We start from the raw sequence: 21040 nt of genomic DNA on the forward strand, positions 1-21040 counted from the left end.
CCCAGTTTGAAAAAAAGGACTAAGCCCGTTTTTTACACTCTAGGGAAGTCGCCGTGACAAGATCATCTTGACTGCACGTAGGCATTTGATACAATGATAGCAATAGCTAAAATAATCAGACAGTTGCACATGAACGAAAGTGAGGAAGAACGTATGCCGCCACGAATGCAGGCTTGCACGTTTTCATCCAATCACATACATGCTCTCGAGCGAGGGGTTAGGATATGATATCCTAACCCCTCGCTCTTTTCGTTCTCTGCTCTGCTAAAGGAGGAAATTACAGATGAATCAGCAAGCAAATGTTGTAAAAGTAGATGGGGATCAATTACGTATCGAAGATGTTGTTTCCATCGCAAGAAGCGCCACCCACATCCAATTGACCGAAGAAGCATTGAATCGTGTTCGTGACTCACGTGCCATGGTGGAGAGAATGGTATCGCAGCAGGAAGTCGTATACGGAATCACCACTGGCTTCGGAAAATTCTCCGATGTCATGATCCACGATGAGGACGTAAGCAAGCTGCAAGAAAATTTGATTATGAGTCATGCTTGCGGGATGGGGGACCCTTATGCCGTTGAAGTTGTCCGTGCGATGATGGCTTTACGCATCAATGCGTTAGCAAAGGGTTATTCGGGAATTCGGGAAGAGACATTGCTTCAGCTTGTAGAACTATGCAATCGAGGGGTTCATCCGATTATTCCTCAACAAGGTTCCCTTGGTGCAAGCGGCGACTTAGCCCCTCTCGCTCATATGGTACTGGTTATGCTCGGCAAAGGTGAAGCGCTCGTCAATGGCAAGCGACTATCCGGAAAAGAAGCACTGAGTGAAGTAGGTCTCTCCCCAATTCGACTGGAGGCAAAAGAAGGTCTGGCTCTGATTAACGGTACACAGGCAATGACTGCACAGCTTTGCCTCGCCTTGTATGATTCGCGAGTTCTGCTTGAAAGCGCTGAATTGATTGCGGCCATGACGATTGAAGCGCTGCGCGGAATTCCAAAAGCCTTTGATCCCCAGCTCCATCTCGTCCGCCCGCATCCAGGACAGCAGGAATCAGCAAAGCGCTTGCTCCAGCACTTATCCGGCAGCAAACGTACAACTGCGCAGGGTGAGCTACGTGTCCAAGATCCATATAGCCTTCGTTGCCTCCCTCAAGTACATGGTGCAACTCGTGATACGCTGGAGTATGTATGGACCACGGTTACACGCGAATGCAATAGCGTCACCGATAACCCTATCCTTTTTACAGAAACAGGCGACGTTATCTCCGGCGGAAATTTCCATGGTCAGCCAATGGCATTCGCAGCTGATTTTCTTGCCATTGCCATGGCTGAGCTTGCAAATATTTCCGAAAGACGCACAGAACGTCTTGTCAATCCACAGCTAAGTGGTCTTCCCGGATTCTTAACCGAAAATGGCGGACTCCATTCTGGATTTATGATTACGCAATATGTAGCCGCTTCCATCGTTTCTGAAAACAAAGTGCTCTGCCATCCCGCATCAGTCGATTCGATTCCGTCATCTGCCAATCAGGAGGACCATGTCAGCATGGGAACGACTTCTGCTCGCAAGCTTCGTACAATCGTATCGAATGTCACCAAGGTGCTTGCCATTGAATATTTGGCAGCAGCTCAAGCAATCGATTTTGGCTCGGGAGATCTCGGGACAGGTACAGCGCGAGCCTATGAGCAGTTGCGTCGGGTGATTCCCCGCCTGCATGAAGACCGCGAAATGCATCCTGATCTCGTAAAGGCAGAAGAGGTGATCCAACAAGGGACACTCGCATTTGTAACGGAATAATCGTTCGTGTATAGGAACCATTGTCTTTCTCTGCTAGAATGGAGCTAAGGATAAGCATGTAGATCAAACCACTAGAAGTATGGAGGGCTGTCTCATGAAAGCAGGCAGAGAACTGGACCATCCTGAGTACCTGTTACTGTTTGATGGGGTTTGTCATCTGTGCCACGGTGCTGTGCAGTTTATTTTGAAGCGTGATCCCCATGGACACATTCACTTTGCTTCCTTGCAGTCACAGAGAGCGCAGGAAATTTTGTCTCATTACAACTATCAGGAAAAAGACATGTCATCCGTGGTCTTTATCGCCAACGGACAGCTATATACAAAATCGGATGCGATCTTGCATGTTGGCCGCAAGCTTCAAGGTGGATGGCGTCTGCTGTCAAACGTAGCTCGGCTCATCCCGAGACCTGTCCGCAATCCGATTTATGATTGGGTCGCGAGAAATCGCTATCGGTGGATGGGCAAAGCAGAACAATGCATGCTTCCTACCCCACAGATCAGATCCCGCTTTTTAGATTAAAAGGAAAAGGAGAAGTCGCTGTCCTACCGCGGCTCCTCCTTTTTTTATTCGCTGTGCCCAATCATTCGTTCTTGAATGACAATCCCTTTTCGTTCAATGCTGTCCGAAGTTTCGGCATAGATGCTGGCCCCATCCCATGAAATTTCAGGATCTCTTTTTCGCTGTAACTAGCGAGCTGTTCCAAAGTTTTGATTCCATTTTGTTCCAGCACCCTTCTAGCTGGTGCCGAGAGCAGAGAAAGAAATCCTGTGTCCGGTTTGCGTTCTTGCTCACAGAGTGGACAAGTCGGACAATCACTGCTTTTCATGTATGAATGACCATTCGCGCAAATTCTTACCGTTTTTTTGGAAGTTGTCATGGCACATATCCTTTTTATTTCGACGTCGCTAGTGGATGCTCATCGCTCACATAGTCAGCCGCTTTGGCATTTGCCTCTACCTGCGATGGACTCTTGCTGCCTGGGATCACAGTGGTGACTGCCGGATGCTTGAGGCACCACGCCAATGCCCATTGCGCCATATCCATAACTTCTGGAACTTCATTTTTCTTGATTTCTTCTACTTGGAGCAACAGCTTGTTGACATGCTCCTGATCGTGTCGATGTCTCACATCGTTTCCACCGAATACAGAACCAGGCTTATACTTTCCGCTCAAATAACCACTCGCCAACGGAACGCGCGCCAAAACACCCAGGTCTTGCTGCTGGCAAGAAGCAAAAATAGCTTCTTCCGGCTTTTGATCCAAACGATTGTACACCACTTGGATTGCTTTTGCATTCACCGAAGTAGCGGCAGATGTTTGATGCATGTTGTCGTTTTTCGCAATCGAGAGGCCGAGATGACGGATCGTTCCTGCCTGCACCTGTTTGTCGAGGTAAGTCCACAAGCCATCATTATCAAATGCCTCATCAGGTCCCGAGTGGAATTGGTACAAGTCAATATAGTCGGTCTGCAAGGCTTGCAGCGATTTTTCCAATTGCTGCTGAACTTCACTTGCTCCGTAATGATTGGTTCGAGAAAATTTGTCATGAAAATGATGCCCGAATTTCGTCGCCACAATCCAGTCTTCCCGGCGGCTTTTTTTCAAATATCCTCCGATAAGCTGTTCGGACAGATGATCTCCGTAGCATTCCGCTGTATCAATCAAGTTGATGCCGAGATCTTTTGCTTTGTCGAGAATCTGGTCAACAGCTTCTTGCGAGAAATCCATTCCCCACTCCCCGCCAAATTGCCACGTACCTACACCAATTACGGATACGTTCAGATCCGTTTTTCCTAATCTGCGGTACTTCATTACCCGATTCCTCCTCATTATGGATAAACGAGAATCCCCTGAACGAATGTTCGTTCAGGGTGAAGTCTAAAAAAAATTATATGATTTTCTCGATGTTCAATTGACTCACAAAATCTTGCAGATTCCCTTTTCGTTCTTTGCGCATTTTCTTGCGCTCATCCGCAGTTGCCATCAATCTCTCTTCTTCCTCTGTTTCAGGAGCAATGGCTGGCACATCAGTCGGATTCCCTTCCTCATCTAGGGCCACAAAAGTGAGAAAAGATGTCGCGGTCAAAATGCGCTTGCCGGTCTGGAGATTTTCCGAGATGACTTTTACGAAAATCTCCATAGATGTTCTACCTGTTGACGAAACAAACGCTTCCAGGCAGATAGAATGCCCCATTTTGACGGGAGCAAGAAAGTCAATCGAGTCAATTGATGCTGTCACAACAGGGCGACGCGAATGTCGCATCGCAGCGATTGCAGCTACCTCATCTATATAAGCCATCATCGTACCACCAAAAATAGTCCCATGGTAATTCGTATCAGATGGCTGAACCAGTGATGCCTGAATTGTACGAGATTCTTGAGTTGTCTTGACGTTCATCGCTGTTGCTCCTTTATCAATCTACTTGATGCATACATCATCATATCACAAGGCATTCAACGTTCCAATTGATAACTGCTCGCAAGCATGCCTTCTATTCTCTCTGCATCTTCTTGCAAAATGTAACGTAACAAAGGAAGATTCCACTCATAGGCTGGGCGATAGCCGTCTAAAGCAAACAACTTGTCATCTATGTGCGTGGCAAGCTTTCGGCGGGCCGGACTCGCACAGTAAAACTGCTCCAAATAATCCGTACCCCATCTGGAAAAGGAGGACGTTTCCTTGGTAACCGCCGTTAGCAGGATCCCTTCCCCTGTATCAATCAAATCGATTGGATACAGTTGACAGCTAAATGGCTTGAGAGGCTCAACTTCACGACCAGCCTGCTCGGCATAAGCATGAATCGCACAGCCGTAACGCCCATTGTTTTCTTGATAAAAAAGACAATTGCCATGCCGCATGCGAATGGTTCCTGGCGGCTCATTACGATCCCAAACCCCATGAAGAAGCCAATGATTGCGTTCAGACTCATCTTGGAGTCCAGCAGAGATAGAAGGGATTTCCCCCTCCATGATTGGAATCTGCCATTCTTCTACGGCGTAAGGCTGTCCACCCTCACAGCAGGTCTCGCGATGAACCGTCCTGCAATTCCAACAGTCCAAGTGAAACAAGGCCTGGAGGGCTGTTACATCAACCAAATATTGTCCCGCTCTCACCAAGGAATGCTTGTTTTTCTTTATATATTTTTCGCAGTGGTACGCCTCTTTATCAGACATGGGATCGGGCGTACCTACATAACGAAAAGCTCGCTTCGTTTTCATTTTTGCAAAACAATCTCCGATTCTGTTCCAAAAATACGCAAATAGCCTTCCTCATAGCTAGCCAAATCCACTTCATCACCTGGAATTTCCATCAGGATTTCCATTTCTTCTCCTTCTGCTGTCGTAAACACGAGCAGGAGATCTTTTTCCTCAAATTCGTTGTCAGTCAGCTTGATTTCGAGGAGCTCGGCTTGGAATTGTGTTACCTCTTCCTCTTCTTCACTATCGGTATCCCATTGGGTAAAAGCTACGGAAGCCTTTTGATTTTTATACTCCGCCAACAGTTGAATCAATTGCTCGTGTTGCTGAATGTCCATCTTGTAATCCCTCCGAAATGGTTCATACTGCCCATCATAACAAAGTAGCTCTTAAAAAGCCAAAAAGAAATACCGCTTCGCTGTGGGAAGCGGCTATTTCTCTTCTGCCTGTTAGCTTACTTTGCTAATGGTCTGGGCTAACGCAAAATCTTTACCGGTCAAACCTTTTGCCTCGCGGGTGGCTAACATAAACGTGACCGTTCCACCTGCCAAATGAATTTCCACGTGCTGATTGTCATGCTCAAGCATCTCTGCCACACGGTTGACGAAACTGATCGCAGTGGAAAAGTCACGACAGTGGTATGTGCGTGATAGTGCCATTCGGTCTTCTACCAGCTTCCAGCCAGGTACTTTGCTCAGATACAATTTGACCTGTTCTAAAGACAGCTTGCTCATTTTAGCAATGCCCCCTTTTACCCGATGAATGGTTGTTACACCATCATATTCACGAGACGTACAGGTTATCCGCACCCTATTGCTTTACGGCATAAAAAATCATACGAGGTGATTCATCCGCCACATATTCTTCAAATTGATAATTTCCAAATACTTGAATTTTTTCGAATCCAGCCTCTGTCAGCATCGCAATCATTTGCTGGGCAGAAAACAAGCGAACCTGCTCCATATACTCACGCGGTTCATTCGACGACTCGTCGGAAATCAGTATCCGCTTTTTCACAAACCCATCCTGGATCCAGCGTTCTTCTTTAATTAACATCCCACTGACTTCCTTCGTAGAGTGCGGCACGAGATTATCGATGATGTACGCTGCATTTAAGAAATCGATGACCACTTCACCTTTTGTTTTGAGTGCTTGTGCCATGTTTCGAATAACGTTAGCATTTTCTTCATCTGTGGAGAAATAACCAAAGCTGGTAAACAAATTCACCACGATATCAAATTCTTCGCGAAACGGAATGTCGCGCATGTCACAGCGGGCAAAACTTAGCTGTGGATAGGTGTTTTGTTCCTCGGCCAACTGTAAAAGAACAGGCGACAAATCCACACCAACTACTTCATACCCCCGGCGAGCCAGCGCACGCGAATGACGCCCGCTCCCGCAGCAAAGATCAAGTACGCGTCCTGTGTCCTTTACCGGCAATCTTTCCAACAGATTAGCGATCTCTCCATCTGCTGCCGAATCGTCCCTATGACGATACACAAGCACATAATCTTCGCGAAAGCTGCGTTCAAACCATTCTTCTGCCATGTCTGAGCCCCTTTAATTCCAAGATGTTCTTATTATACCACAGCGGGGTTTATCCGTAGCCGATTTGCGTGTGGCAAAGTGTACAAAAGCTTTGTTGAAAAATATAGAAATCACTTTACATACATACTGTATGTATGTTAAATTGACGTCATCTAATCGTGAGGGAGAGATTCATAATGAAAGTGAACAGCTTTTATCCTGTCATTTTGACAGAACAAGTTGCGGCTAGCTCGAAGTTTTATCGCGAGCACTTTGGATTTGAAATGGTTTTCGAAGCAGACTGGTATGTGAGCTTGCAAAATCAGAGCAGCACTCCGGCATTTGAGCTAGCCATCTTAGATCCTTCACACAACACGATTCCACAGGATTTCCGAAAGCCAGTAGAAGGTGGTCTTATCCTTAATTTCGAAGTCGATGATGTTGATGCTGAATACGAAAGACTTATAGTGAAAGCAGGTCTTCCTCTCCATCTCGACATGAAAAACGAGGAGTTCGGTCAGCGGCATTTTATTACATCCGATCCGAACGGCATTTTACTTGATATCATAAAAGTAATCCCACCTTCTGAAGCATTTGCTGAAAGTTATGTTGACCCTGTATAATCTGGCATGAAATAAGTAAGGAGATCGCATAGCATGAAGATGTCCAAAGCAGAGCAAAAACAGCAGACGATGCAAAAACTGATCGAAGTGGCAAGAGAGATGTTCTCCAGGCAAGGCTACGCGGATGCCGCCATGGAAGACATCGTGAAACAAGCCGGGGTGACCCGTGGCGCACTGTACCACAACTTTGGGAGCAAAGAAGGATTATTTGAGGCAGTATTGGCTTCTGTCCAACAAGAAATCGGAGAGCGCGTAGAAGCTGAAGCTGCGAAAAGTGAGGATCTTTGGCAACAATTGATCTTGGGTTGCCTGGCCTTTGTCTCCTCAGCCGTCGAACATCGCAACAAGCGGATTTTGCTTATCGATGGCCCTTCTGTCATCGGGTGGGAAACGTGGCGCCGAATGGACGAGCAAAACTCCATGCGGCATCTCAGGGAGCAGCTTCAAACGATGCAGGAGCAAGGATACCTACGTCCCGTTTCTATCGATGCTCTGACGCATTTGCTGTCTGGTGCGATGAACGAAGCGGTGCTCTGGATTTCGGAGACGCCTGATCACGAAAAGTCCCTTGAGGAAATTTCAGCAGCGATAACCCTACTCTTGGAAGGATATCGCACCAAATAAAAACAAAGCACCCCTGCTTCCGCCTCTTACCGGCAAAATGCAGGGGTGCTCTGTTATTGTAAAGGGTTTTTATGATGAAAAGCGGGTAGCTCGTCCAATTCGAATTTTTTCAGCTGCCCGAGCAATAATGCTTTCTACCGAGGATGGGTCATCCACAACATCGTATTCGTTGATATTGACCCGCAAAATCGGACAGGAAGTAAAGGAGGCAATCCAGCTATCATAGCGACCAAACAAATCCTGCCAGTAATCTACTGGCGTTTGTTGCTCCATCGGACGCCCGCGCTCTTTTACGCGGTCAATAATATCATCGAAGCTTCCCTCTAAGTAGATCAAAATATCCGGATGCGGGAAGTAAGGCGTCATGACCATCGCTTCAAAAAGTTCTGTATAAGTGCGGTAATCTTCTTCTGTCATGTTGCCTTGCTCGTACAGCATACGGGCAAAAATCCCGGTATCCTCATAAATGGAGCGATCTTGGACAAAGCCGCCGCCATAATCAAACATCCGTTTTTGTTCCTTAAAGCGTTCTGCCAAAAAGAAAATTTGCAAATGGAAGCCCCAACGCGATAAATCGTTATAGTAACGGCCCAAATACGGGTTATTATCAACCTTTTCTACGGACACACGAAATCCGAGCTGATCTGCCAAGGCATGCGTAAAGGTGGATTTTCCTACCCCTACTGTCCCCCCGATCGTAATCACTGCGTTGCTCGGTATCCCGTATTTTTCACGAAGCGTGCTGTTTTGAAACCTCGACATGTACGCAACTCCTTATCCCCATGCTTACTTTTCCTTTTGTTCCCTATCCTTCTTATCCCATCAACTCTTGAATTCGTGGTGCAATTCGATCCAGTACAACCTTCAAATCTTCTGGTCTATGTACGAAATCCAAATCGTCACAGTCGAATTTGATGACAGGCGTATCCGGATGATGCTTTTCAAACGCTTCCATAAACTCGTTGTAATCAGCAATCAGATTCTCCATATAGGTGACATCCATGCTACGCTCCATTTCGCGATCGCGCATCGCAATCCGCTTCATCACGGTCTCAATCGAAGCTGTCATGTAGATCACCAAATGGGCCTGAGGCAAATCCTCTGTTAGGATATCATAAATTTTGAGGTACTTTGGCAGGTTATCTTCTTGTAACGTTCGTTTGGCAAAAATCGTATTTTTGAAAATATTGTAATCAGAAACAACGGAAATACCTTGATTCAGGAACTGTGAATGAATATCCTGCAACTGCTTGTAACGATTGCAGAGGAAAAACATCTCGAGTTGAAAGCTCCATTCGGCAATATTTTCATAAAATTTACCCAGGAATGGGTTTTCGTAGACGATTTCTTCCAGTAGCTGCAAGTTGCATGCACGGCTTAGTTCCCGCGATAAAGAGGTTTTCCCAATACCAATAGGTCCCTCAACGGTAATCAATATGGACTTCATGTATGCTTCGATTCCTTTCAAGAAAATGAGAGCACTCCGTATTGTAGCATGTATGTAAGCGTTTGTCGAAAACATTCACACCGTGTCGTTTGGTATCATTTGGTACTCTTTTTTGCTAAAAGAAAAACTGCTCTTCATCAAGAGCAGTCTTGTTTTTACGTAAAATATTCAACGCGAGCTTGCGGAAACAGTCGGGCAATTTCACTTTCCAAATGGGCCTGCAACGCCTTTGCTTGAATATCGGGATAGACATACTTCCCTTTCCCGTATTTCCCCCATTTGTACTTGCGCTCCTCTTCCTTCATCTCCAACTTCGTTTTTGGATAGCGCTGGAGGATCAAGCTTTTAGCGATCTTGGTAAAACGGTGCTGGATTAGCTCGAACGTCAAATCCTCCATCGCTTCGGGAACCAACTGCGAACGCAGTCTTTCCAGCAAATCGGTATACCCCGCTTCCCATCCGTCAAACCAATACAAAGGCGCTAAAATAAAGCCGAGTGGATAACCGGCCTTGGCTACCTTCCCTGCTGCCTCTAGTCGCTGATCAAAGCTGGAGGTGCCTGGTTCGAAATTTTTGATGACATAGTCAGCATTCATGCTGAAGCGAAATCGGGTATGCTTGTTGTGCTTAGCATCCAGCAAGGAATCCACGTGATGAAACTTGGTCACAAAGCGCAGCCGCCCAAACTCCTGCTGGCCCATAAACTCAATCGCTCGTTTCAGATTGCCCGTAAGATGCTCAATACTAACCGGATCGGATGTACAGGCTGCCTCAAAACGAGTGATTTCACCCGGGCGTTCTTGGATGTACTTCTCGGCCTTCGCTAGAATCTCATCTGTATTGACGTACACCCGAACATACGGCTTTGTCCCGATATTTGTGTTCAAATAGCAATAGTGACAGTGGGCAGCACATCCCGTAGCCAGAGGAATGGCATATTCTGCGGAAGGCTTGGAGGTCTCGAACTTCAATGTTTTGCGTACCCCAATGACCAAGGTCCGCTTCGCATTCCGATATTTCTCTACTTCTGTATCCCCAGGGATGCCACGGACCTGATTATGGCTGGTCGTCATCTGCATCGGGATTCCTTCCTTTTGAAAACGGCGATACAGCTCTTGACCAAGAGGATAGTTCAGTGCATTTGGCTCGACGAAAATATAATCCGGAACAAACAGCTTGCTGCCTTTCTGCTCCGTCTTTTCAGGTCTTTCTAAAAGGGTCGTTCCCATAGCTATCATCCCCCTTCATCTAGTATGCCCGTGCCATTCGACTGGACGTAAGGGGAAGTATGGCTGTGCCCCGTTATTTTAGGGTGTTCTTAAAATCGCGTAACAGCGCCTTTGCTTGCTCCTGTTGAGCGAGCGGTACTTGCAGTGTATAGACATGTCCTGCTTTTTTGGTCTGTCTGGACAAAAGCCTGACTCGAATTCCTTTCATTTCTAAATAACGCCGACATTCCTGAGCAATCCGCGGGAGGCCATACGATTCATGAATCGTAACCCATTTGATCCACATGCACCTGCACCCCATCCTTACACACTTCTTTCTTTTACAGTAAGCAGTGGACAGGCGATTGGTTCAAAAAAACAGCTTGGCTGGCAATTAATGAAAACCGTTTTGGCACCTGCGCCGTCTAATGCTAGAGGAGGGGAAAAAGTGAATCTGGAACAGCTCGTTTCATGCGCAAAAGATGGGGATGATGATGCCTTTTTTCAACTCGTCAGCCTTCATAAAGAACAACTGTATAAAATCGCCTACGCCTTTCTTCGTAACGAGACAGATGCATTAGAGGCCATTCAGGAAGCGACGTGCCGTTCCTATCTCAAGCTGGCACGATTGAAACAGCCTGCGTATTTTCGTACATGGCTGACTCGCATCCTTATTCATATTTGTCTGGATGAGCAAAAGCGCCGAAAACGGATCATCTTGGATCCTATGGAAGAGGACGTCGAAAGTCGTGCAAGTATTCCTATGGATGATCAAAATGTCGAGCGTATTCAAATCGAAGAGGCTCTCGGTCGTCTCAATCCAAATTATCGTCACATCATTATTTTGAAATATTTTGAAGATCGGACGATACGCGATATTGCAGAGGTACTCGGTCATCCGGAAGGCACGATCAAAACATGGCTACACAAAGCTTTGGGGGCACTCCGCAAAGATCTCGGGAAAGGCTGGTGAGCTGTATGCTTGAGAATGAAAAAAAGAATGCGCGTCCATTCATGATTCCCGCTGAGATTGATCAATACATTCGGAATGGGATGGAACAGGCAAAAGAGCTGCGTCAAAATCGGAGCCGCAATCGGTGGATTCGCATTGGTTCTAGTCTGGTTGCTTGTCTGTTCATTTTCGTGTTTATTTTTTCCGTTCGCCTTTCACCTGCTGTTGCCGCTTATGTAAGCTCGATTCCAGGGATGGAGAAGATCGTTGAGTTTCTTCGGGATGATAAAGGCTTGCAAAAGGCAGCAGAACACAATCTTGTCCAAAATATTGGCGCCAGTGGTTCACTTGAGGGTGTCACTTTTACGATTGATCAGGTATTAGCAGATGAAAAACGGATGCTCCTCTTCTATACACTGAAGAATGATCTCCCTGATAAAGAAGTAGCCCTTCACAAAATCGAGTTGTTCGATCACTCTGGAAAGGAGTGGGAGCACGGTGTTTCCTGGTCCGGCATGGGCAGCGAAGACCCTGTGATCCGAAACCGTATTGATATTGTCATCAACGAAGCTACCGAAATACCTGATGTAATGACAGCAAAAGTCACGCTGGAAATCGATCATATCAAACAAGCTACTCCCCTATCGATTGACTTTGTGGTCGACAAAAGCAAGTACAAGACTTTTGAGAAAAAAGTGTATCCGGTGATGAAGGAAGTCACGGTTGACGGACAGCGGTTTACGATTGAACAAATTGCAGTCTTTCCTACACAAACAGAAGTGAGTATCCGATTTGACCCGGCCAATAAAAAGCATGTCTTTGATTTTGATAAATTAAGACTTGAGGATGAAAAAGGGCAAACGTTTGCTTTTTGGGGGAATGGCGTTCCTGTTCGTGATAACGGAGAAAACGGAAGGATATACCATCTAGAGAGCATCTATTTTGTGGAACCAGAAAAGCTCTACCTGAAAACAGATGGCATTCGAGCTTTGGACAAAGATCAATTGCAAATCGTGATTGATGCGAAGACAGGTACACTCACAGAAGTACCGGATGATCGCCTAAAACTAACGGCGCTGCGTCAAGTCGATGATGTGGTGGGCATGGACTTCTCTTTAAAGGTGCCGCCCCAAGATAATCACTCTCATATCTCTCTTGGGTATAACATGACGGACAACCGCGGAAATGAATATGATTATGTGCAAGGAAGCACCTATTCCACAGAGGATGCATCCATCCAAAACTATTCCGTGCTACTCAAACGAAAAACAAACAAAGGCACGCCTACTCACTATTCTTTTCCTTTGTCCAGCTATCCTGAACGACTTCAAGGTACCTTCTCTGTAGAAATCAAATAAAAAATGCCCCATCAGTGATCCGCTTGTATGGCATCGCTGTGGGGCATTCATTTTTGGGTCACCGAATTAATCTACAACCGCCCAGTGATTGGTCGGCCCATGCCCGCCACCCAATTGCGGAGCTGTCTTAATTGCTTCGAAAATAAAGCGATTTGCTTTTTCAACCGCAGTGATGAGCGGTGTATTTTTTGCTAACTCTGCTGTAAGGGCCGCTGAGAATGTACAACCTGTGCCGTGCGTATGACGTGTATGGATGCGCTCATGGGACAGTTCATGGAATGCTGTACCGTCAAACAAAATGTCCACGACTACGTCCCCTTGCATATGTCCACCCTTCATTAGGACATTGCGGGCGCCTAACGCATGTATCGCTTTCGCCCCTTCGCGCATCTCTTCCGTCGTCTCAATTCTCATGCCAGTCAAGCATTCTGCTTCTGGCAAGTTAGGTGTGACGACTTCCGCGAGAGGCAACAACTCTTTTTTCAATGCAACGATCGCCTCATCCAGCAGTAGCTTTGACCCTCCCTTGGCAATCATTACCGGGTCTACCACCAGCTTTTTCAGGCCAAATGCTTTGACCTCTTCCGCAACAGCACGAATAATATCAGCGTTAAACAGCATGCCCGTTTTCGCCGCGTCAGCGCCTAGATCACGCAGCACCTCATGCATTTGCTGTGCAACCGCCTCTGTCGGCAACGGATAAACACCTGCTACACCCAATGTATTTTGTGCCGTGATTGCTGTGATCGCACTCATTCCGTACACACCGAGTTGATGGAAGGTTTTCAGGTCTGCCTGAATCCCAGCTCCCCCACCGCTATCTGAACCCGCTATGGTCAATGCTTTCGCAATCGTGCTCATGATATTCCCTCCTGCTTTCCACCTTTTCTCACCTGAGTATACCATCCGCTCGTCCCATTCGGTATACTAAAGGAATGTTTGCCAACTGTATGAAAAGGGGACCTTCCATGTCATATCGTATCTTTTATTGGTTAACCTTTCTCATTCCAACCATTATCATCGGGGGCTTCGAATTCATCCGTCATGACTTTTTACTCCCCTACATGTCTATGGAAGCGGGAAATGTATACATTACCCTCTTGACGCTCTTTCTTTCTTTTTTATTCGCCACTTGGATGTTTCACACCCTCAAACAAATGAATGCACGAATTGTCGAGGAACAAGCTCGTCGCGCTGTTTATGAAGAACGGGAACGCCTTGCCCGCGAATTGCACGACGGGATTGCGCAGTCTCTGTTCTTCCTCAACGTAAAGCTCAAGCAGGGACAATTGGACGATGCCCGGGTCGCTGTTTCTGCCATCGACAATCATGTACGCCAAGCTATTTTTAACTTGCGCTCATTGCCAGAAGAAGGCAGTCTGGATCAACGCCTTGAGAAATGGCTGGCGCAATGGAGCGCTTTATCTGGAATCGACGTTGTCAGCGAATTGCATGTCAACGACGGATTTTTTACTCCCGCCGCAGAAGTACAACTGTTCGGGATCATTCAGGAAGCTTTTGCCAATATTCGCAAGCACTCTCAGTCCAAGCATTCGTGGATTCACCTCACGACGAATGAAACAACTGGCTGGGTTCTCGCCGTTGAGGACGATGGCATTGGGATCTCCAACCCTTCTCCCGATACGAAAAAATACGGTTTGTCCATGATGCGCGAGCGAGCGCGCCAGTTGAACGCATCCATCGACATTCAGTTACGACCGGCAGGCGGTACAATCATCCGCTTATCTTCTCATTCAGGAGGAAAAATACAATGAACGCATACCGTGTATTGATCGCCGACGACCACCCGATGGCTCGTATGGCCATTCGCAGCCTGCTTGATCCCGATCCCTCTTTTGAAGTCATCGGAGAAGCGCAAAATGGCGAGGAAGCTTTTCTCTTATGCGGACAAATACAACCTGACCTTGTGCTCATGGACATCAACATGCCGAAATGGAGCGGACTCGAAGCGACCCGCGAGGTCAAGAAAGCATACCCGCACATCAAAGTCGTCATTCTCAGCGTCTCCGATGACGTTGCTGACCTGATCACGGCCATTCAGTTCGGCGCCCAAGGTTACTTGCTGAAAAATTTAGAGCCTGACGACTGGATTAACTACTTGCATGCCTTGCTCGGCGAGGACAGTGAATTGACACGCGAAATGGCAACCCGGCTCATGTACCGCTTCCGTCAAGAAGAGGCGACGGATGAAATGGTACCAGATGTTCTGACCCCGCGAGAGCGAGAGATTGTCATGTATGTGGGAGCAGGAAAAACGAATCGGGAAATAAGCGAAGCGCTGATCATCGCAGAAAACACGGTGAAAAACCACTTAAAAAACATTCTCGAGAAGCTGCAATTGGCTAATCGCGTCCAGCTCGCTGCTTATGCGGTTCGCCATCATTTGGTCATCAAATAAAAAACATTGCTTTCTGCTCGATCAACTGTCATCCTTAGAAAGATACGTTTTCCACAGACCTAAGAAATGCAGGTGATCCGCATGATCGAAATCAAGACCTCCAAACTAAGCAATGGAGAATTAAATAGAGGTGTATTTGCAACGCAAGATATCCGAAAAGGCGACCTGATTCATGAAGCGCCCGTGCTGCCCTATTTGAACGAAGAGCATGAGCATATCGAGAAAACCTTGCTCGCGGATTATGCATTTGAGTACGGTGCCAATCATACAGCTTTCTTGTTAGGCTATGGCATGCTATTTAACCACTCCTACACGCCAAATGCCACGTATGAGATTAACTTCGATAACCACACGTTTGATTTTTATGCGTATACAGACATTCAAGCGGGTGAAGAAATCTTAATCAACTACAATGGTGATGAGGATTGCGATGATCCTCTCTGGTTTTATGAAGACCAACAGAAAGAAACAGATGAAACCAAATAAGCGTATGCTTTAAAAAGAATGAAAACCCGGAAACAGACACTTGAAAAAGTGACCGTTCTCCGGGTTGTTTTGTGTAACTCTATCTCTCCCATGTTATCGGGGCGGGCTTTCGCCTTTTCATGGACGAAGTGTCTTCTCGAAAAAAGACAGCCGCAGACCCGGCTTCACTTCTTTTTGAACGGTCAAGGTAAATCCATGTCTTTCATACAACCGAACGGCCGGTTCATTCATGGAACCAGTCGCGACGACTAGCTTGCTGCAACCATGCTCGTGGACAGAGGCAAGCAATTGACTCGCGATTCCCTTGCGAAAATGAACAGGATCTACAATCATCCGATGAATATCCAACGTTTCTCCCTCGATCAAAAAAGAAACTGCCCCTGCCATCTCGCCTTCCTCTATGTAGCCATAAAACGTTTCTCCACATATCCTCAGTTGTTCTACCGATTCTTTCAGGGGTGGAATATCTTCCGTACCAATTAGCTCTGCCTCTATACGATAGGCTCTTTGCTGCATGTTCCAAAGTTTTTGTACCGTTTGTTCATCCTGTAAATCTAGTCGCACGATCATTTCGGTTTCCCCCACTTTTAACTGCCTGGTACTGATTCAAAGCTATAATACACATAAGGATCTTTCGGTGCAGAGACGGCTTCAACCTGAGAGGCTTTGAGAACGAGCATGTCGTATCCGTCTACTTGACGCAGCTCGAGCTTGCCGCGAACTTTTACCCAGCTGTCCTTTGCCCATTTGTTCGCGTCCTCCTTTTCCACCAAAACACCATACACACTGGAATCTGCTGTACAGCAGGTGACGGAAAAACGCGCCACGACAAACTGTTGCTTCGTAAAATCAGGCTGCCGATATACAAAGCCCATCGTCTCAAGCTCTTTTCCAGCAAATTCTTTTGCATACAGCTCCATCGTGGTGAGTCCATCCAGGAACACTTTGTCATTCAGTTCAATCACTGGCTGTTTATGTAAAAAGACGGCGATATCCGCGTAAAAGTCACCAAACCCCCCGTTTGAGAATCGCTGCCGCAATTGTTCGTCGCTTGTCGCTTGCACCGGGGGTGTTGCTCCTTGATTGGTATCCTCTGGCTGTGGTTCTACGATTGGATCGGCATCCTTTTTTACCTCTGCTGTTTGCTCCACATTCTCTGTCGCATTCGCATTCGCGTTTGCCGTAACATCCGCCAGCTTTCGTACATCGTTGCTGAGAAGTGTGATTCCCCGCTTCTCCGCTACATCACTGCCAAGAATTTTATCCGGCATGACAAATCCCATTACGATTGGGAGTACAAACAAGCTGTAAACCAAAAGGGAGCCCATAGGTGTACGCGGAACTTTATGCTGCTCCTCACAATCGCAATCGTACACACTACTCCCTACAAAAATTTGCCGAATGCTGACAATTGTCAAAAGGCCCATGATGACGAGCGTGACATAGCTAAACATGTGTAATCGCGGTGCGAGATAGTGACTGAGCGTTTCCGACAGGATCAAATAGGCCAACAACGCTGTAATGCCCGCTAATATCAGACTGCGCATGATATGATGACGCTTCAATTTGTTCTGATCCATATTTTCCTCCTTACATCGGCATGAGCATGGTGATGCAAATGACTAAAAGCGTAATAGCCACGACCAGCTTGACAACAAAACCAAATCGAAACGTTCCAAATAGCATCAGCGTCGTTTTTAAATCGAGCATGGGCCCGAAAACCAGAAATGCGAGCAACGAGCTGCTTGAAAACGTATTGGCAAAGGAAGCAGCAATAAACGCATCTGCCTCTGAACAAAGCGAAAACAAATACGCCATCCCCATCATGACTAAATTGGAGGTGAGCGGCGTTTGACCGATGTCCATGAGTGTATCCCGGCTGATGTACACCTGTAAAAGCGCACTGATAAACGCACCAAACAACAAATATTTTCCCATGTCAAAAAATTCGTCTACCGCGTGGGCAAATGTCGAGGACAGCTTGCCACCCGTCGTTTTTACATGGTCGGCTTCATGATTGATTTGTGATTCCATGCCGAGCCGTATCGGATTTTTTTTGACAAACAGGAAGACAAGCATGCCCACAATGAGAGCAACGACGAATCCCGCAACGCCCCGGTAGAGAGCCATTTCCGGCTGACGGGCGAAAGCGACATAGGTCGATGACAAAACTACGGGATTCACAATCGGTCCCGCCAATAAGAAAACAATCCCGACTGACAGCGGCATCCCTTTTTGGATCAAGCGACGAACCACAGGGATAATGGCACATTCACATACAGGGAATAAAAACCCGAGTAACCCGGCAAACGGCAGGGCCACGAGCGGATGCTTCGGTGTCCAGCGCCTCACCTGCTCTTCCGTTACAAACGTTTGGATAAAGGCAGAAAAGAATACACCCAAGAGGACAAACGGGATTGCTTCCAGCCAAATACTAAGGAAAAAGGTTTTCACATCAAGCCACAATGGGGACCACTCTATGCTCCAACCGGAAAACAAGCTGCTGTCTCTGCCCATCGTTAACCAAACGACACTTAGTCCAAGCAGGAGCGCCCCGATTATTTCAACGAGGAAGTGGCGAATCTTCAGAATCAAGTGGGAGTTCTCTCCTCTCCATTTGCAAATAGGTATCATTCCTATTTATATATAGACATCTATATTTCCTTCTTGTCCTTTTACTTTTTTTTGCAAAATGGACAGGTTGTACAGCCTTCCCTTCCCTCTGTATCCGTCTTATAATGGTGAAAAATGGAACGGGTCGGGGTGAATGAAATGAGCGAAGACATTCAGCGCATTCCCACTGATTTAGAGGTTTGTGAAGTACAGACGATCGATGAAGAAAAAGTAAACAGGCTTCGCCCCAGAATGATGGAGACGGAAGGTGTCGCCCCTCTCTTTAAGGCTCTCGCAGACGATACGCGAGCAAAAATCATTTACGCGCTGGCTCTAGAAGGAGAGCTATGCGTTTGTGATGTCGCAGCAACCATCAATAGTTCGATCCCTAATACCTCTCACCATCTGCGCTTGTTAAAAAATATGGGTCTGGCCCGGTACCGCAAAAACGGCAAGCTCGTCTATTACTCGCTCGATGATGATCATGTCCGTCATTTAATCATGTGTGGAATTGAGCATGCTGCCGAATTGAAGCAGTCAAAACCGTAAATTCACTGGCTACACGCAGGTCCGTCACTATGAGTGGCGGCCTTTTTTTGCTGATGTTCAAAATAACATTCAAATAATTACTTGAATATAATAATGAATATGGTATGATTTAGTTAATCCTTACCGAAAGAAGGCCCAAATCATGAACGACTATGACGTCATCGTAATTGGAGGAGGGCAGGCAGGACTTGCTCTCGGATATGCACTTAAACGTAAAAATCGCCGTTTTGTCATCTTGGAGCAAAACAAAAGGATCGGTGATAGTTGGCGGCAGCGGTACGATTCACTCGTGCTTTTCACGCCACGCAAACATAATCATCTACCTGGTCTCGCTTTCCCAGGAAAGCCGCATACACTCCCAAACAAAGACGATGCAGCAGACTATCTGGAAATGTACGCAAAACATTTCGAATTGCCAGTCATACTAGGAACAACTGTTTTGGAACTTAGCCATGCGGGATCTAGATTTCAGGTTCGGACACGAGACAGCTTGCTCTTCGCGAACCAGGTAGTTATTGCTACGGGTCCCTTTCATACACCCTATATCCCGGCTATTGCAAACAGCTTGGACCCGAGCATTCGTCAATGGCACACCGCGCAGTACAAAAATGAAAGCCAGCTCATTGACGGTCCTGTCCTCGTCGTGGGCAGTGGCAACTCTGGGGCACAAATTGCAGTAGAGCTTGCCACTCATCGACCCGTTGTTTTTTCTCAAGGAGAATCACGTTCTTACTTGCCGCTCTTCATTTTTGGAAAACCTATATTTGATTACATGAGGGCATTCGGGTTACTTGATGTCCCCCGCTCCACCTGGCTTGGACAAAAATTGAGTCAATCACCTGATCCGATATTCGGTTACAAAAAGCAGGTCCAAGAATTGTCCAGACTCGGAGCATTGCGATTGGTTTCACGAGCTGTACAGATGAACGGAAATACCGCTACTTTTGCAGATGGAACAAAAGCAACGTTCAACAACATTTTGTGGGCTACCGGTTTTCGACCGAACTACGATTGGCTAAACGTTCCAAACGTGCTCGATTCCGATGGCCGACCAATTCATCAACGAGGGATAACAAAAGTTCCTGGTCTATCCTTTCTCGGGCTACCCTGGCAGCATACAAGAGGATCAGCGCTTATGGGCGGTGTCGGGAATGACGCGCTTTATTTAGCAGAGCATCTATAAATCATTCGTTTGATAAGGAGGACACAATCATGGGCTTTCATCATCACGATCATGGAGATGGTCACGATCACCATCACCACGGAAAAGGAGCCAGTAAACGAGCTCTTCTCATTTCTTTCCTCATCATTGCTGTATTTTTGGTTGTAGAAACCATCGGGGGCTTCCTCACCAATAGTTTGGCGTTACTCTCTGATGCTGGGCATATGTTAAGCGATGCATTAGCGCTTCTGTTGAGCTTGATCGCGGTTCATTTCGCTGCACGGCCACCTTCTGCCAAGAGAACCTTCGGGATGAAACGCTTTGAAATCCTGGCAGCACTGACCAATGGTGTGACACTTGTACTGATTTCCTTGTTCATTTTCTGGGAAGGGTTCCAACGCATGTGGAATCCGCCTGAGGTTGCCAGCGGCTCCATGATCATCATCGCCAGCGTAGGTCTTTTGGCAAATATTGCGGCAGCCCTTGTACTCATGCGTGGCGACACCAAGAACAACGTCAATGTACGCAGTGCCTATCTCCATGTTCTCGGCGATCTTCTCGGTTCTGTAGGTGCAATCGCTGGTGGTATCCTGATGTGGGCTTTTGACTGGTACATTGCCGACCCGATCATCAGTATCGTCGTTGCAGTCCTGATCATGCTGAGCGCATGGCGCGTAACGAAAGAATCCGTCAATATTTTGCTGGAAGGCGCTCCTTCACGGCTGGATACGACAAAAGTAGAAGAGCGACTCAGTCAGCTGCCTGGAGTTATCAAAGTGCATGACCTCCATATTTGGACGGTTACTTCCGGATTTGATTCCCTGACCTGCCATCTGGTTGTCGAGGACGATTTGCCTAGCTACCCTGTGTTAAATGACGCGCTTGCCCTTATGGAAAAAGAATTCGGCATTACACACGCTACCATCCAGATTGAGAACTCGTCTACTACACACGGTGACTTACATTGCCAGGCAACAGCCGATTCCCACGATCATAACCATGACCATGATCACGACCATGCGCATGATCATAAACAACATAGCCATTCCTAACAAAAAAACCATCTCCCGACATT

General features: G+C 46.8%; 27 protein-coding genes. 12 read left to right on the plus strand and 15 right to left on the minus strand.

Features of this window, described 5'->3' with window-relative positions; genetic code table 11:
* The first annotated feature begins 283 nt into the window (after positions 1 to 283).
* Both hutH and HPY28_RS04630 read left to right on the plus strand, forming a co-directional pair.
* Positions 284 to 1798 (plus strand): histidine ammonia-lyase, encoded by a 1515-nt coding sequence (gene hutH / locus HPY28_RS04625; RefSeq protein WP_017247821.1) that lies wholly within the window; start codon positions 284 to 286, stop codon positions 1796 to 1798.
* A gap of 79 nt (positions 1799 to 1877) precedes the next feature.
* Positions 1878 to 2318, plus strand: coding sequence for a thiol-disulfide oxidoreductase DCC family protein (locus tag HPY28_RS04630; RefSeq protein ID WP_174230141.1), 441 nt, complete (start codon positions 1878 to 1880; stop codon positions 2316 to 2318).
* Between the two features lie 61 nt (positions 2319 to 2379).
* Here the strand turns inward: HPY28_RS04630 and HPY28_RS04635 are convergent, their stop codons facing one another.
* From HPY28_RS04635 to HPY28_RS04665, 7 genes are all read right to left on the minus strand, one after another.
* On the minus strand, positions 2380 to 2676 hold the full coding sequence (locus tag HPY28_RS04635; protein WP_174230142.1) for an RNA polymerase alpha subunit C-terminal domain-containing protein: 297 nt from the start codon (positions 2674 to 2676) through the stop codon (positions 2380 to 2382).
* Between the two features lie 14 nt (positions 2677 to 2690).
* Positions 2691 to 3611 carry an aldo/keto reductase gene (locus tag HPY28_RS04640; protein WP_174230143.1) on the minus strand — a complete coding sequence of 307 codons (921 nt, stop codon included), beginning with the start codon at positions 3609 to 3611 and terminating at the stop codon, positions 2691 to 2693.
* A 76-nt stretch (positions 3612 to 3687) separates the two neighbouring features.
* Positions 3688 to 4197: an acyl-CoA thioesterase gene (locus tag HPY28_RS04645; protein WP_017247817.1), complete on the minus strand. Its 510-nt coding sequence runs from the start codon at positions 4195 to 4197 to the stop codon at positions 3688 to 3690.
* 56 nt (positions 4198 to 4253) lie between these two features.
* A complete protein-coding gene (locus HPY28_RS04650) occupies positions 4254 to 5018 on the minus strand; it encodes a DUF3109 family protein (RefSeq protein WP_174230144.1) in 765 nt (254 codons plus the stop codon).
* Entirely contained in the window at positions 5015 to 5335 is a 321-nt protein-coding gene (locus HPY28_RS04655; RefSeq protein WP_174230145.1) for a hypothetical protein, read from the minus strand. Before HPY28_RS04655 ends, HPY28_RS04650 begins: the two co-directional genes overlap by 4 nt.
* A 111-nt stretch (positions 5336 to 5446) precedes the next feature.
* Complete coding sequence (locus HPY28_RS04660) at positions 5447 to 5731, minus strand: 4a-hydroxytetrahydrobiopterin dehydratase (protein WP_017247814.1); 285 nt, start codon at positions 5729 to 5731, stop codon at positions 5447 to 5449.
* Positions 5732 to 5807: 76 nt separating this feature from the next.
* On the minus strand, positions 5808 to 6545 hold the full coding sequence (locus HPY28_RS04665; RefSeq protein WP_174230146.1) for a class I SAM-dependent methyltransferase: 738 nt from the start codon (positions 6543 to 6545) through the stop codon (positions 5808 to 5810).
* Between the two features lie 176 nt (positions 6546 to 6721).
* Here HPY28_RS04665 and HPY28_RS04670 point away from each other — a divergent pair, with 176 nt between their 5' ends.
* Entirely contained in the window at positions 6722 to 7147 is a 426-nt protein-coding gene (locus HPY28_RS04670) for a VOC family protein (protein ID WP_174230147.1), read from the plus strand.
* A gap of 33 nt (positions 7148 to 7180) precedes the next feature.
* Positions 7181 to 7771, plus strand: coding sequence for a TetR/AcrR family transcriptional regulator (locus HPY28_RS04675; RefSeq protein ID WP_174230148.1), 591 nt, complete (start codon positions 7181 to 7183; stop codon positions 7769 to 7771).
* Positions 7772 to 7840: 69 nt separating this feature from the next.
* Here the strand turns inward: HPY28_RS04675 and HPY28_RS04680 are convergent, their stop codons facing one another.
* The 4 genes from HPY28_RS04680 to HPY28_RS04695 form a co-directional block, all read right to left on the minus strand.
* Positions 7841 to 8533: a deoxynucleoside kinase gene (locus tag HPY28_RS04680; protein WP_017247810.1), complete on the minus strand. Its 693-nt coding sequence runs from the start codon at positions 8531 to 8533 to the stop codon at positions 7841 to 7843.
* Positions 8534 to 8585: 52 nt separating this feature from the next.
* Positions 8586 to 9218, minus strand: coding sequence for a deoxynucleoside kinase (locus tag HPY28_RS04685; RefSeq protein WP_174230149.1), 633 nt, complete (start codon positions 9216 to 9218; stop codon positions 8586 to 8588).
* 155 nt (positions 9219 to 9373) lie between these two features.
* Positions 9374 to 10447, minus strand: a complete 1074-nt coding sequence (splB, locus tag HPY28_RS04690; RefSeq protein ID WP_017247808.1) for a spore photoproduct lyase — start codon at positions 10445 to 10447, stop codon at positions 9374 to 9376.
* Positions 10448 to 10520: 73 nt separating this feature from the next.
* On the minus strand, positions 10521 to 10748 hold the full coding sequence (locus tag HPY28_RS04695; RefSeq protein ID WP_017247807.1) for a hypothetical protein: 228 nt from the start codon (positions 10746 to 10748) through the stop codon (positions 10521 to 10523).
* 126 nt (positions 10749 to 10874) lie between these two features.
* Here HPY28_RS04695 and HPY28_RS04700 point away from each other — a divergent pair, with 126 nt between their 5' ends.
* Together HPY28_RS04700 and HPY28_RS04705 are read left to right on the plus strand one after the other, a co-directional pair.
* The gene (locus HPY28_RS04700; protein ID WP_026043006.1) at positions 10875 to 11399 is read left to right on the plus strand and encodes a sigma-70 family RNA polymerase sigma factor; all 525 of its coding nucleotides are present in this window, start codon (positions 10875 to 10877) and stop codon (positions 11397 to 11399) included.
* A gap of 5 nt (positions 11400 to 11404) precedes the next feature.
* A complete protein-coding gene (locus HPY28_RS04705; protein ID WP_174230150.1) occupies positions 11405 to 12736 on the plus strand; it encodes a DUF4179 domain-containing protein in 1332 nt (443 codons plus the stop codon).
* A gap of 66 nt (positions 12737 to 12802) precedes the next feature.
* On the opposite strand, the gene thiD is transcribed toward HPY28_RS04705, so the two are convergent.
* The gene (gene thiD, locus HPY28_RS04710) at positions 12803 to 13597 is read right to left on the minus strand and encodes a bifunctional hydroxymethylpyrimidine kinase/phosphomethylpyrimidine kinase (RefSeq protein ID WP_174224853.1); all 795 of its coding nucleotides are present in this window, start codon (positions 13595 to 13597) and stop codon (positions 12803 to 12805) included.
* Between the two features lie 107 nt (positions 13598 to 13704).
* On the opposite strand from thiD, the gene HPY28_RS04715 reads away from it, so the two are divergent.
* The 3 genes from HPY28_RS04715 (at position 13705) to HPY28_RS04725 (ending at position 15641) form a co-directional block, all read left to right on the plus strand.
* Positions 13705 to 14511: a sensor histidine kinase gene (locus HPY28_RS04715; RefSeq protein WP_173624274.1), complete on the plus strand. Its 807-nt coding sequence runs from the start codon at positions 13705 to 13707 to the stop codon at positions 14509 to 14511.
* The gene (locus tag HPY28_RS04720) at positions 14508 to 15155 is read left to right on the plus strand and encodes a response regulator (protein WP_007724217.1); all 648 of its coding nucleotides are present in this window, start codon (positions 14508 to 14510) and stop codon (positions 15153 to 15155) included. The genes HPY28_RS04715 and HPY28_RS04720 overlap by 4 nt, the downstream gene beginning before the upstream one ends.
* Positions 15156 to 15236: 81 nt before the next feature.
* On the plus strand, positions 15237 to 15641 hold the full coding sequence (locus HPY28_RS04725; RefSeq protein WP_017247802.1) for an SET domain-containing protein: 405 nt from the start codon (positions 15237 to 15239) through the stop codon (positions 15639 to 15641).
* 117 nt (positions 15642 to 15758) lie between these two features.
* On the opposite strand, the gene HPY28_RS04730 is transcribed toward HPY28_RS04725, so the two are convergent.
* Genes HPY28_RS04730 through HPY28_RS04740 form a run of 3 tightly spaced genes read right to left on the minus strand, consistent with a single transcriptional unit; the run spans position 15759 to position 18158 of the window.
* Positions 15759 to 16211 carry a GNAT family N-acetyltransferase gene (locus HPY28_RS04730; RefSeq protein WP_106836670.1) on the minus strand — a complete coding sequence of 151 codons (453 nt, stop codon included), beginning with the start codon at positions 16209 to 16211 and terminating at the stop codon, positions 15759 to 15761.
* Positions 16212 to 16228: 17 nt separating this feature from the next.
* The gene (locus HPY28_RS04735) at positions 16229 to 17221 is read right to left on the minus strand and encodes a TIGR03943 family putative permease subunit (protein WP_174224854.1); all 993 of its coding nucleotides are present in this window, start codon (positions 17219 to 17221) and stop codon (positions 16229 to 16231) included.
* A 10-nt stretch (positions 17222 to 17231) separates the two neighbouring features.
* Entirely contained in the window at positions 17232 to 18158 is a 927-nt protein-coding gene (locus tag HPY28_RS04740) for a permease (protein ID WP_483297076.1), read from the minus strand.
* A 255-nt stretch (positions 18159 to 18413) separates the two neighbouring features.
* Between HPY28_RS04740 and HPY28_RS04745 the strand changes: the two genes are divergently transcribed.
* The 3 genes from HPY28_RS04745 to HPY28_RS04755 all read left to right on the plus strand — a co-directional run bounded on the left by HPY28_RS04745 (position 18414) and on the right by HPY28_RS04755 (position 21017).
* The gene (locus HPY28_RS04745) at positions 18414 to 18803 is read left to right on the plus strand and encodes an ArsR/SmtB family transcription factor (RefSeq protein ID WP_047069462.1); all 390 of its coding nucleotides are present in this window, start codon (positions 18414 to 18416) and stop codon (positions 18801 to 18803) included.
* Positions 18804 to 18945: 142 nt separating this feature from the next.
* The gene (locus HPY28_RS04750) at positions 18946 to 19986 is read left to right on the plus strand and encodes a flavin-containing monooxygenase (protein ID WP_174230152.1); all 1041 of its coding nucleotides are present in this window, start codon (positions 18946 to 18948) and stop codon (positions 19984 to 19986) included.
* Positions 19987 to 20015: 29 nt separating this feature from the next.
* A complete protein-coding gene (locus tag HPY28_RS04755; protein ID WP_174230153.1) occupies positions 20016 to 21017 on the plus strand; it encodes a cation diffusion facilitator family transporter in 1002 nt (333 codons plus the stop codon).
* Positions 21018 to 21040: the final 23 nt, after the last annotated feature.

This window comes from Brevibacillus sp. HB1.2, from assembly GCF_013332495.1.
Taxonomy (GTDB): domain Bacteria; phylum Bacillota; class Bacilli; order Brevibacillales; family Brevibacillaceae; genus Brevibacillus; species Brevibacillus porteri.

Excerpts from the sequence above, each read along its gene's own strand:
- hutH (WP_017247821.1), top strand. The coding sequence starts at position 284 with ATGAATCAGCAAGCAAATGTTGTAAAAGTAGATGGGGATCAATTACGT.
- HPY28_RS04740 (WP_483297076.1), bottom strand. The coding sequence starts at position 18,158 with ATGGGCAGAGACAGCAGCTTGTTTTCCGGTTGGAGCATAGAGTGGTCC.
- HPY28_RS04705 (WP_174230150.1), top strand. The coding sequence starts at position 11,405 with ATGCTTGAGAATGAAAAAAAGAATGCGCGTCCATTCATGATTCCCGCT.
- HPY28_RS04675 (WP_174230148.1), top strand. The coding sequence starts at position 7,181 with ATGAAGATGTCCAAAGCAGAGCAAAAACAGCAGACGATGCAAAAACTG.
- HPY28_RS04665 (WP_174230146.1), bottom strand. The coding sequence starts at position 6,545 with ATGGCAGAAGAATGGTTTGAACGCAGCTTTCGCGAAGATTATGTGCTT.
- HPY28_RS04750 (WP_174230152.1), top strand. The coding sequence starts at position 18,946 with ATGAACGACTATGACGTCATCGTAATTGGAGGAGGGCAGGCAGGACTT.
- HPY28_RS04685 (WP_174230149.1), bottom strand. The coding sequence starts at position 9,218 with ATGAAGTCCATATTGATTACCGTTGAGGGACCTATTGGTATTGGGAAA.
- HPY28_RS04745 (WP_047069462.1), top strand. The coding sequence starts at position 18,414 with ATGAGCGAAGACATTCAGCGCATTCCCACTGATTTAGAGGTTTGTGAA.
- HPY28_RS04645 (WP_017247817.1), bottom strand. The coding sequence starts at position 4,197 with ATGAACGTCAAGACAACTCAAGAATCTCGTACAATTCAGGCATCACTG.
- HPY28_RS04670 (WP_174230147.1), top strand. The coding sequence starts at position 6,722 with ATGAAAGTGAACAGCTTTTATCCTGTCATTTTGACAGAACAAGTTGCG.
- HPY28_RS04735 (WP_174224854.1), bottom strand. The coding sequence starts at position 17,221 with ATGGATCAGAACAAATTGAAGCGTCATCATATCATGCGCAGTCTGATA.
- HPY28_RS04630 (WP_174230141.1), top strand. The coding sequence starts at position 1,878 with ATGGAGGGCTGTCTCATGAAAGCAGGCAGAGAACTGGACCATCCTGAG.
- HPY28_RS04635 (WP_174230142.1), bottom strand. The coding sequence starts at position 2,676 with ATGACAACTTCCAAAAAAACGGTAAGAATTTGCGCGAATGGTCATTCA.
- HPY28_RS04730 (WP_106836670.1), bottom strand. The coding sequence starts at position 16,211 with ATGATCGTGCGACTAGATTTACAGGATGAACAAACGGTACAAAAACTT.
- HPY28_RS04655 (WP_174230145.1), bottom strand. The coding sequence starts at position 5,335 with ATGGACATTCAGCAACACGAGCAATTGATTCAACTGTTGGCGGAGTAT.
- HPY28_RS04755 (WP_174230153.1), top strand. The coding sequence starts at position 20,016 with ATGGGCTTTCATCATCACGATCATGGAGATGGTCACGATCACCATCAC.
- HPY28_RS04650 (WP_174230144.1), bottom strand. The coding sequence starts at position 5,018 with ATGAAAACGAAGCGAGCTTTTCGTTATGTAGGTACGCCCGATCCCATG.
- HPY28_RS04660 (WP_017247814.1), bottom strand. The coding sequence starts at position 5,731 with ATGAGCAAGCTGTCTTTAGAACAGGTCAAATTGTATCTGAGCAAAGTA.
- HPY28_RS04720 (WP_007724217.1), top strand. The coding sequence starts at position 14,508 with ATGAACGCATACCGTGTATTGATCGCCGACGACCACCCGATGGCTCGT.
- splB (WP_017247808.1), bottom strand. The coding sequence starts at position 10,447 with ATGGGAACGACCCTTTTAGAAAGACCTGAAAAGACGGAGCAGAAAGGC.
- HPY28_RS04725 (WP_017247802.1), top strand. The coding sequence starts at position 15,237 with ATGATCGAAATCAAGACCTCCAAACTAAGCAATGGAGAATTAAATAGA.
- HPY28_RS04695 (WP_017247807.1), bottom strand. The coding sequence starts at position 10,748 with ATGGGGTGCAGGTGCATGTGGATCAAATGGGTTACGATTCATGAATCG.
- HPY28_RS04680 (WP_017247810.1), bottom strand. The coding sequence starts at position 8,533 with ATGTCGAGGTTTCAAAACAGCACGCTTCGTGAAAAATACGGGATACCG.
- thiD (WP_174224853.1), bottom strand. The coding sequence starts at position 13,597 with ATGAGCACGATTGCGAAAGCATTGACCATAGCGGGTTCAGATAGCGGT.
- HPY28_RS04640 (WP_174230143.1), bottom strand. The coding sequence starts at position 3,611 with ATGAAGTACCGCAGATTAGGAAAAACGGATCTGAACGTATCCGTAATT.
- HPY28_RS04715 (WP_173624274.1), top strand. The coding sequence starts at position 13,705 with ATGTCATATCGTATCTTTTATTGGTTAACCTTTCTCATTCCAACCATT.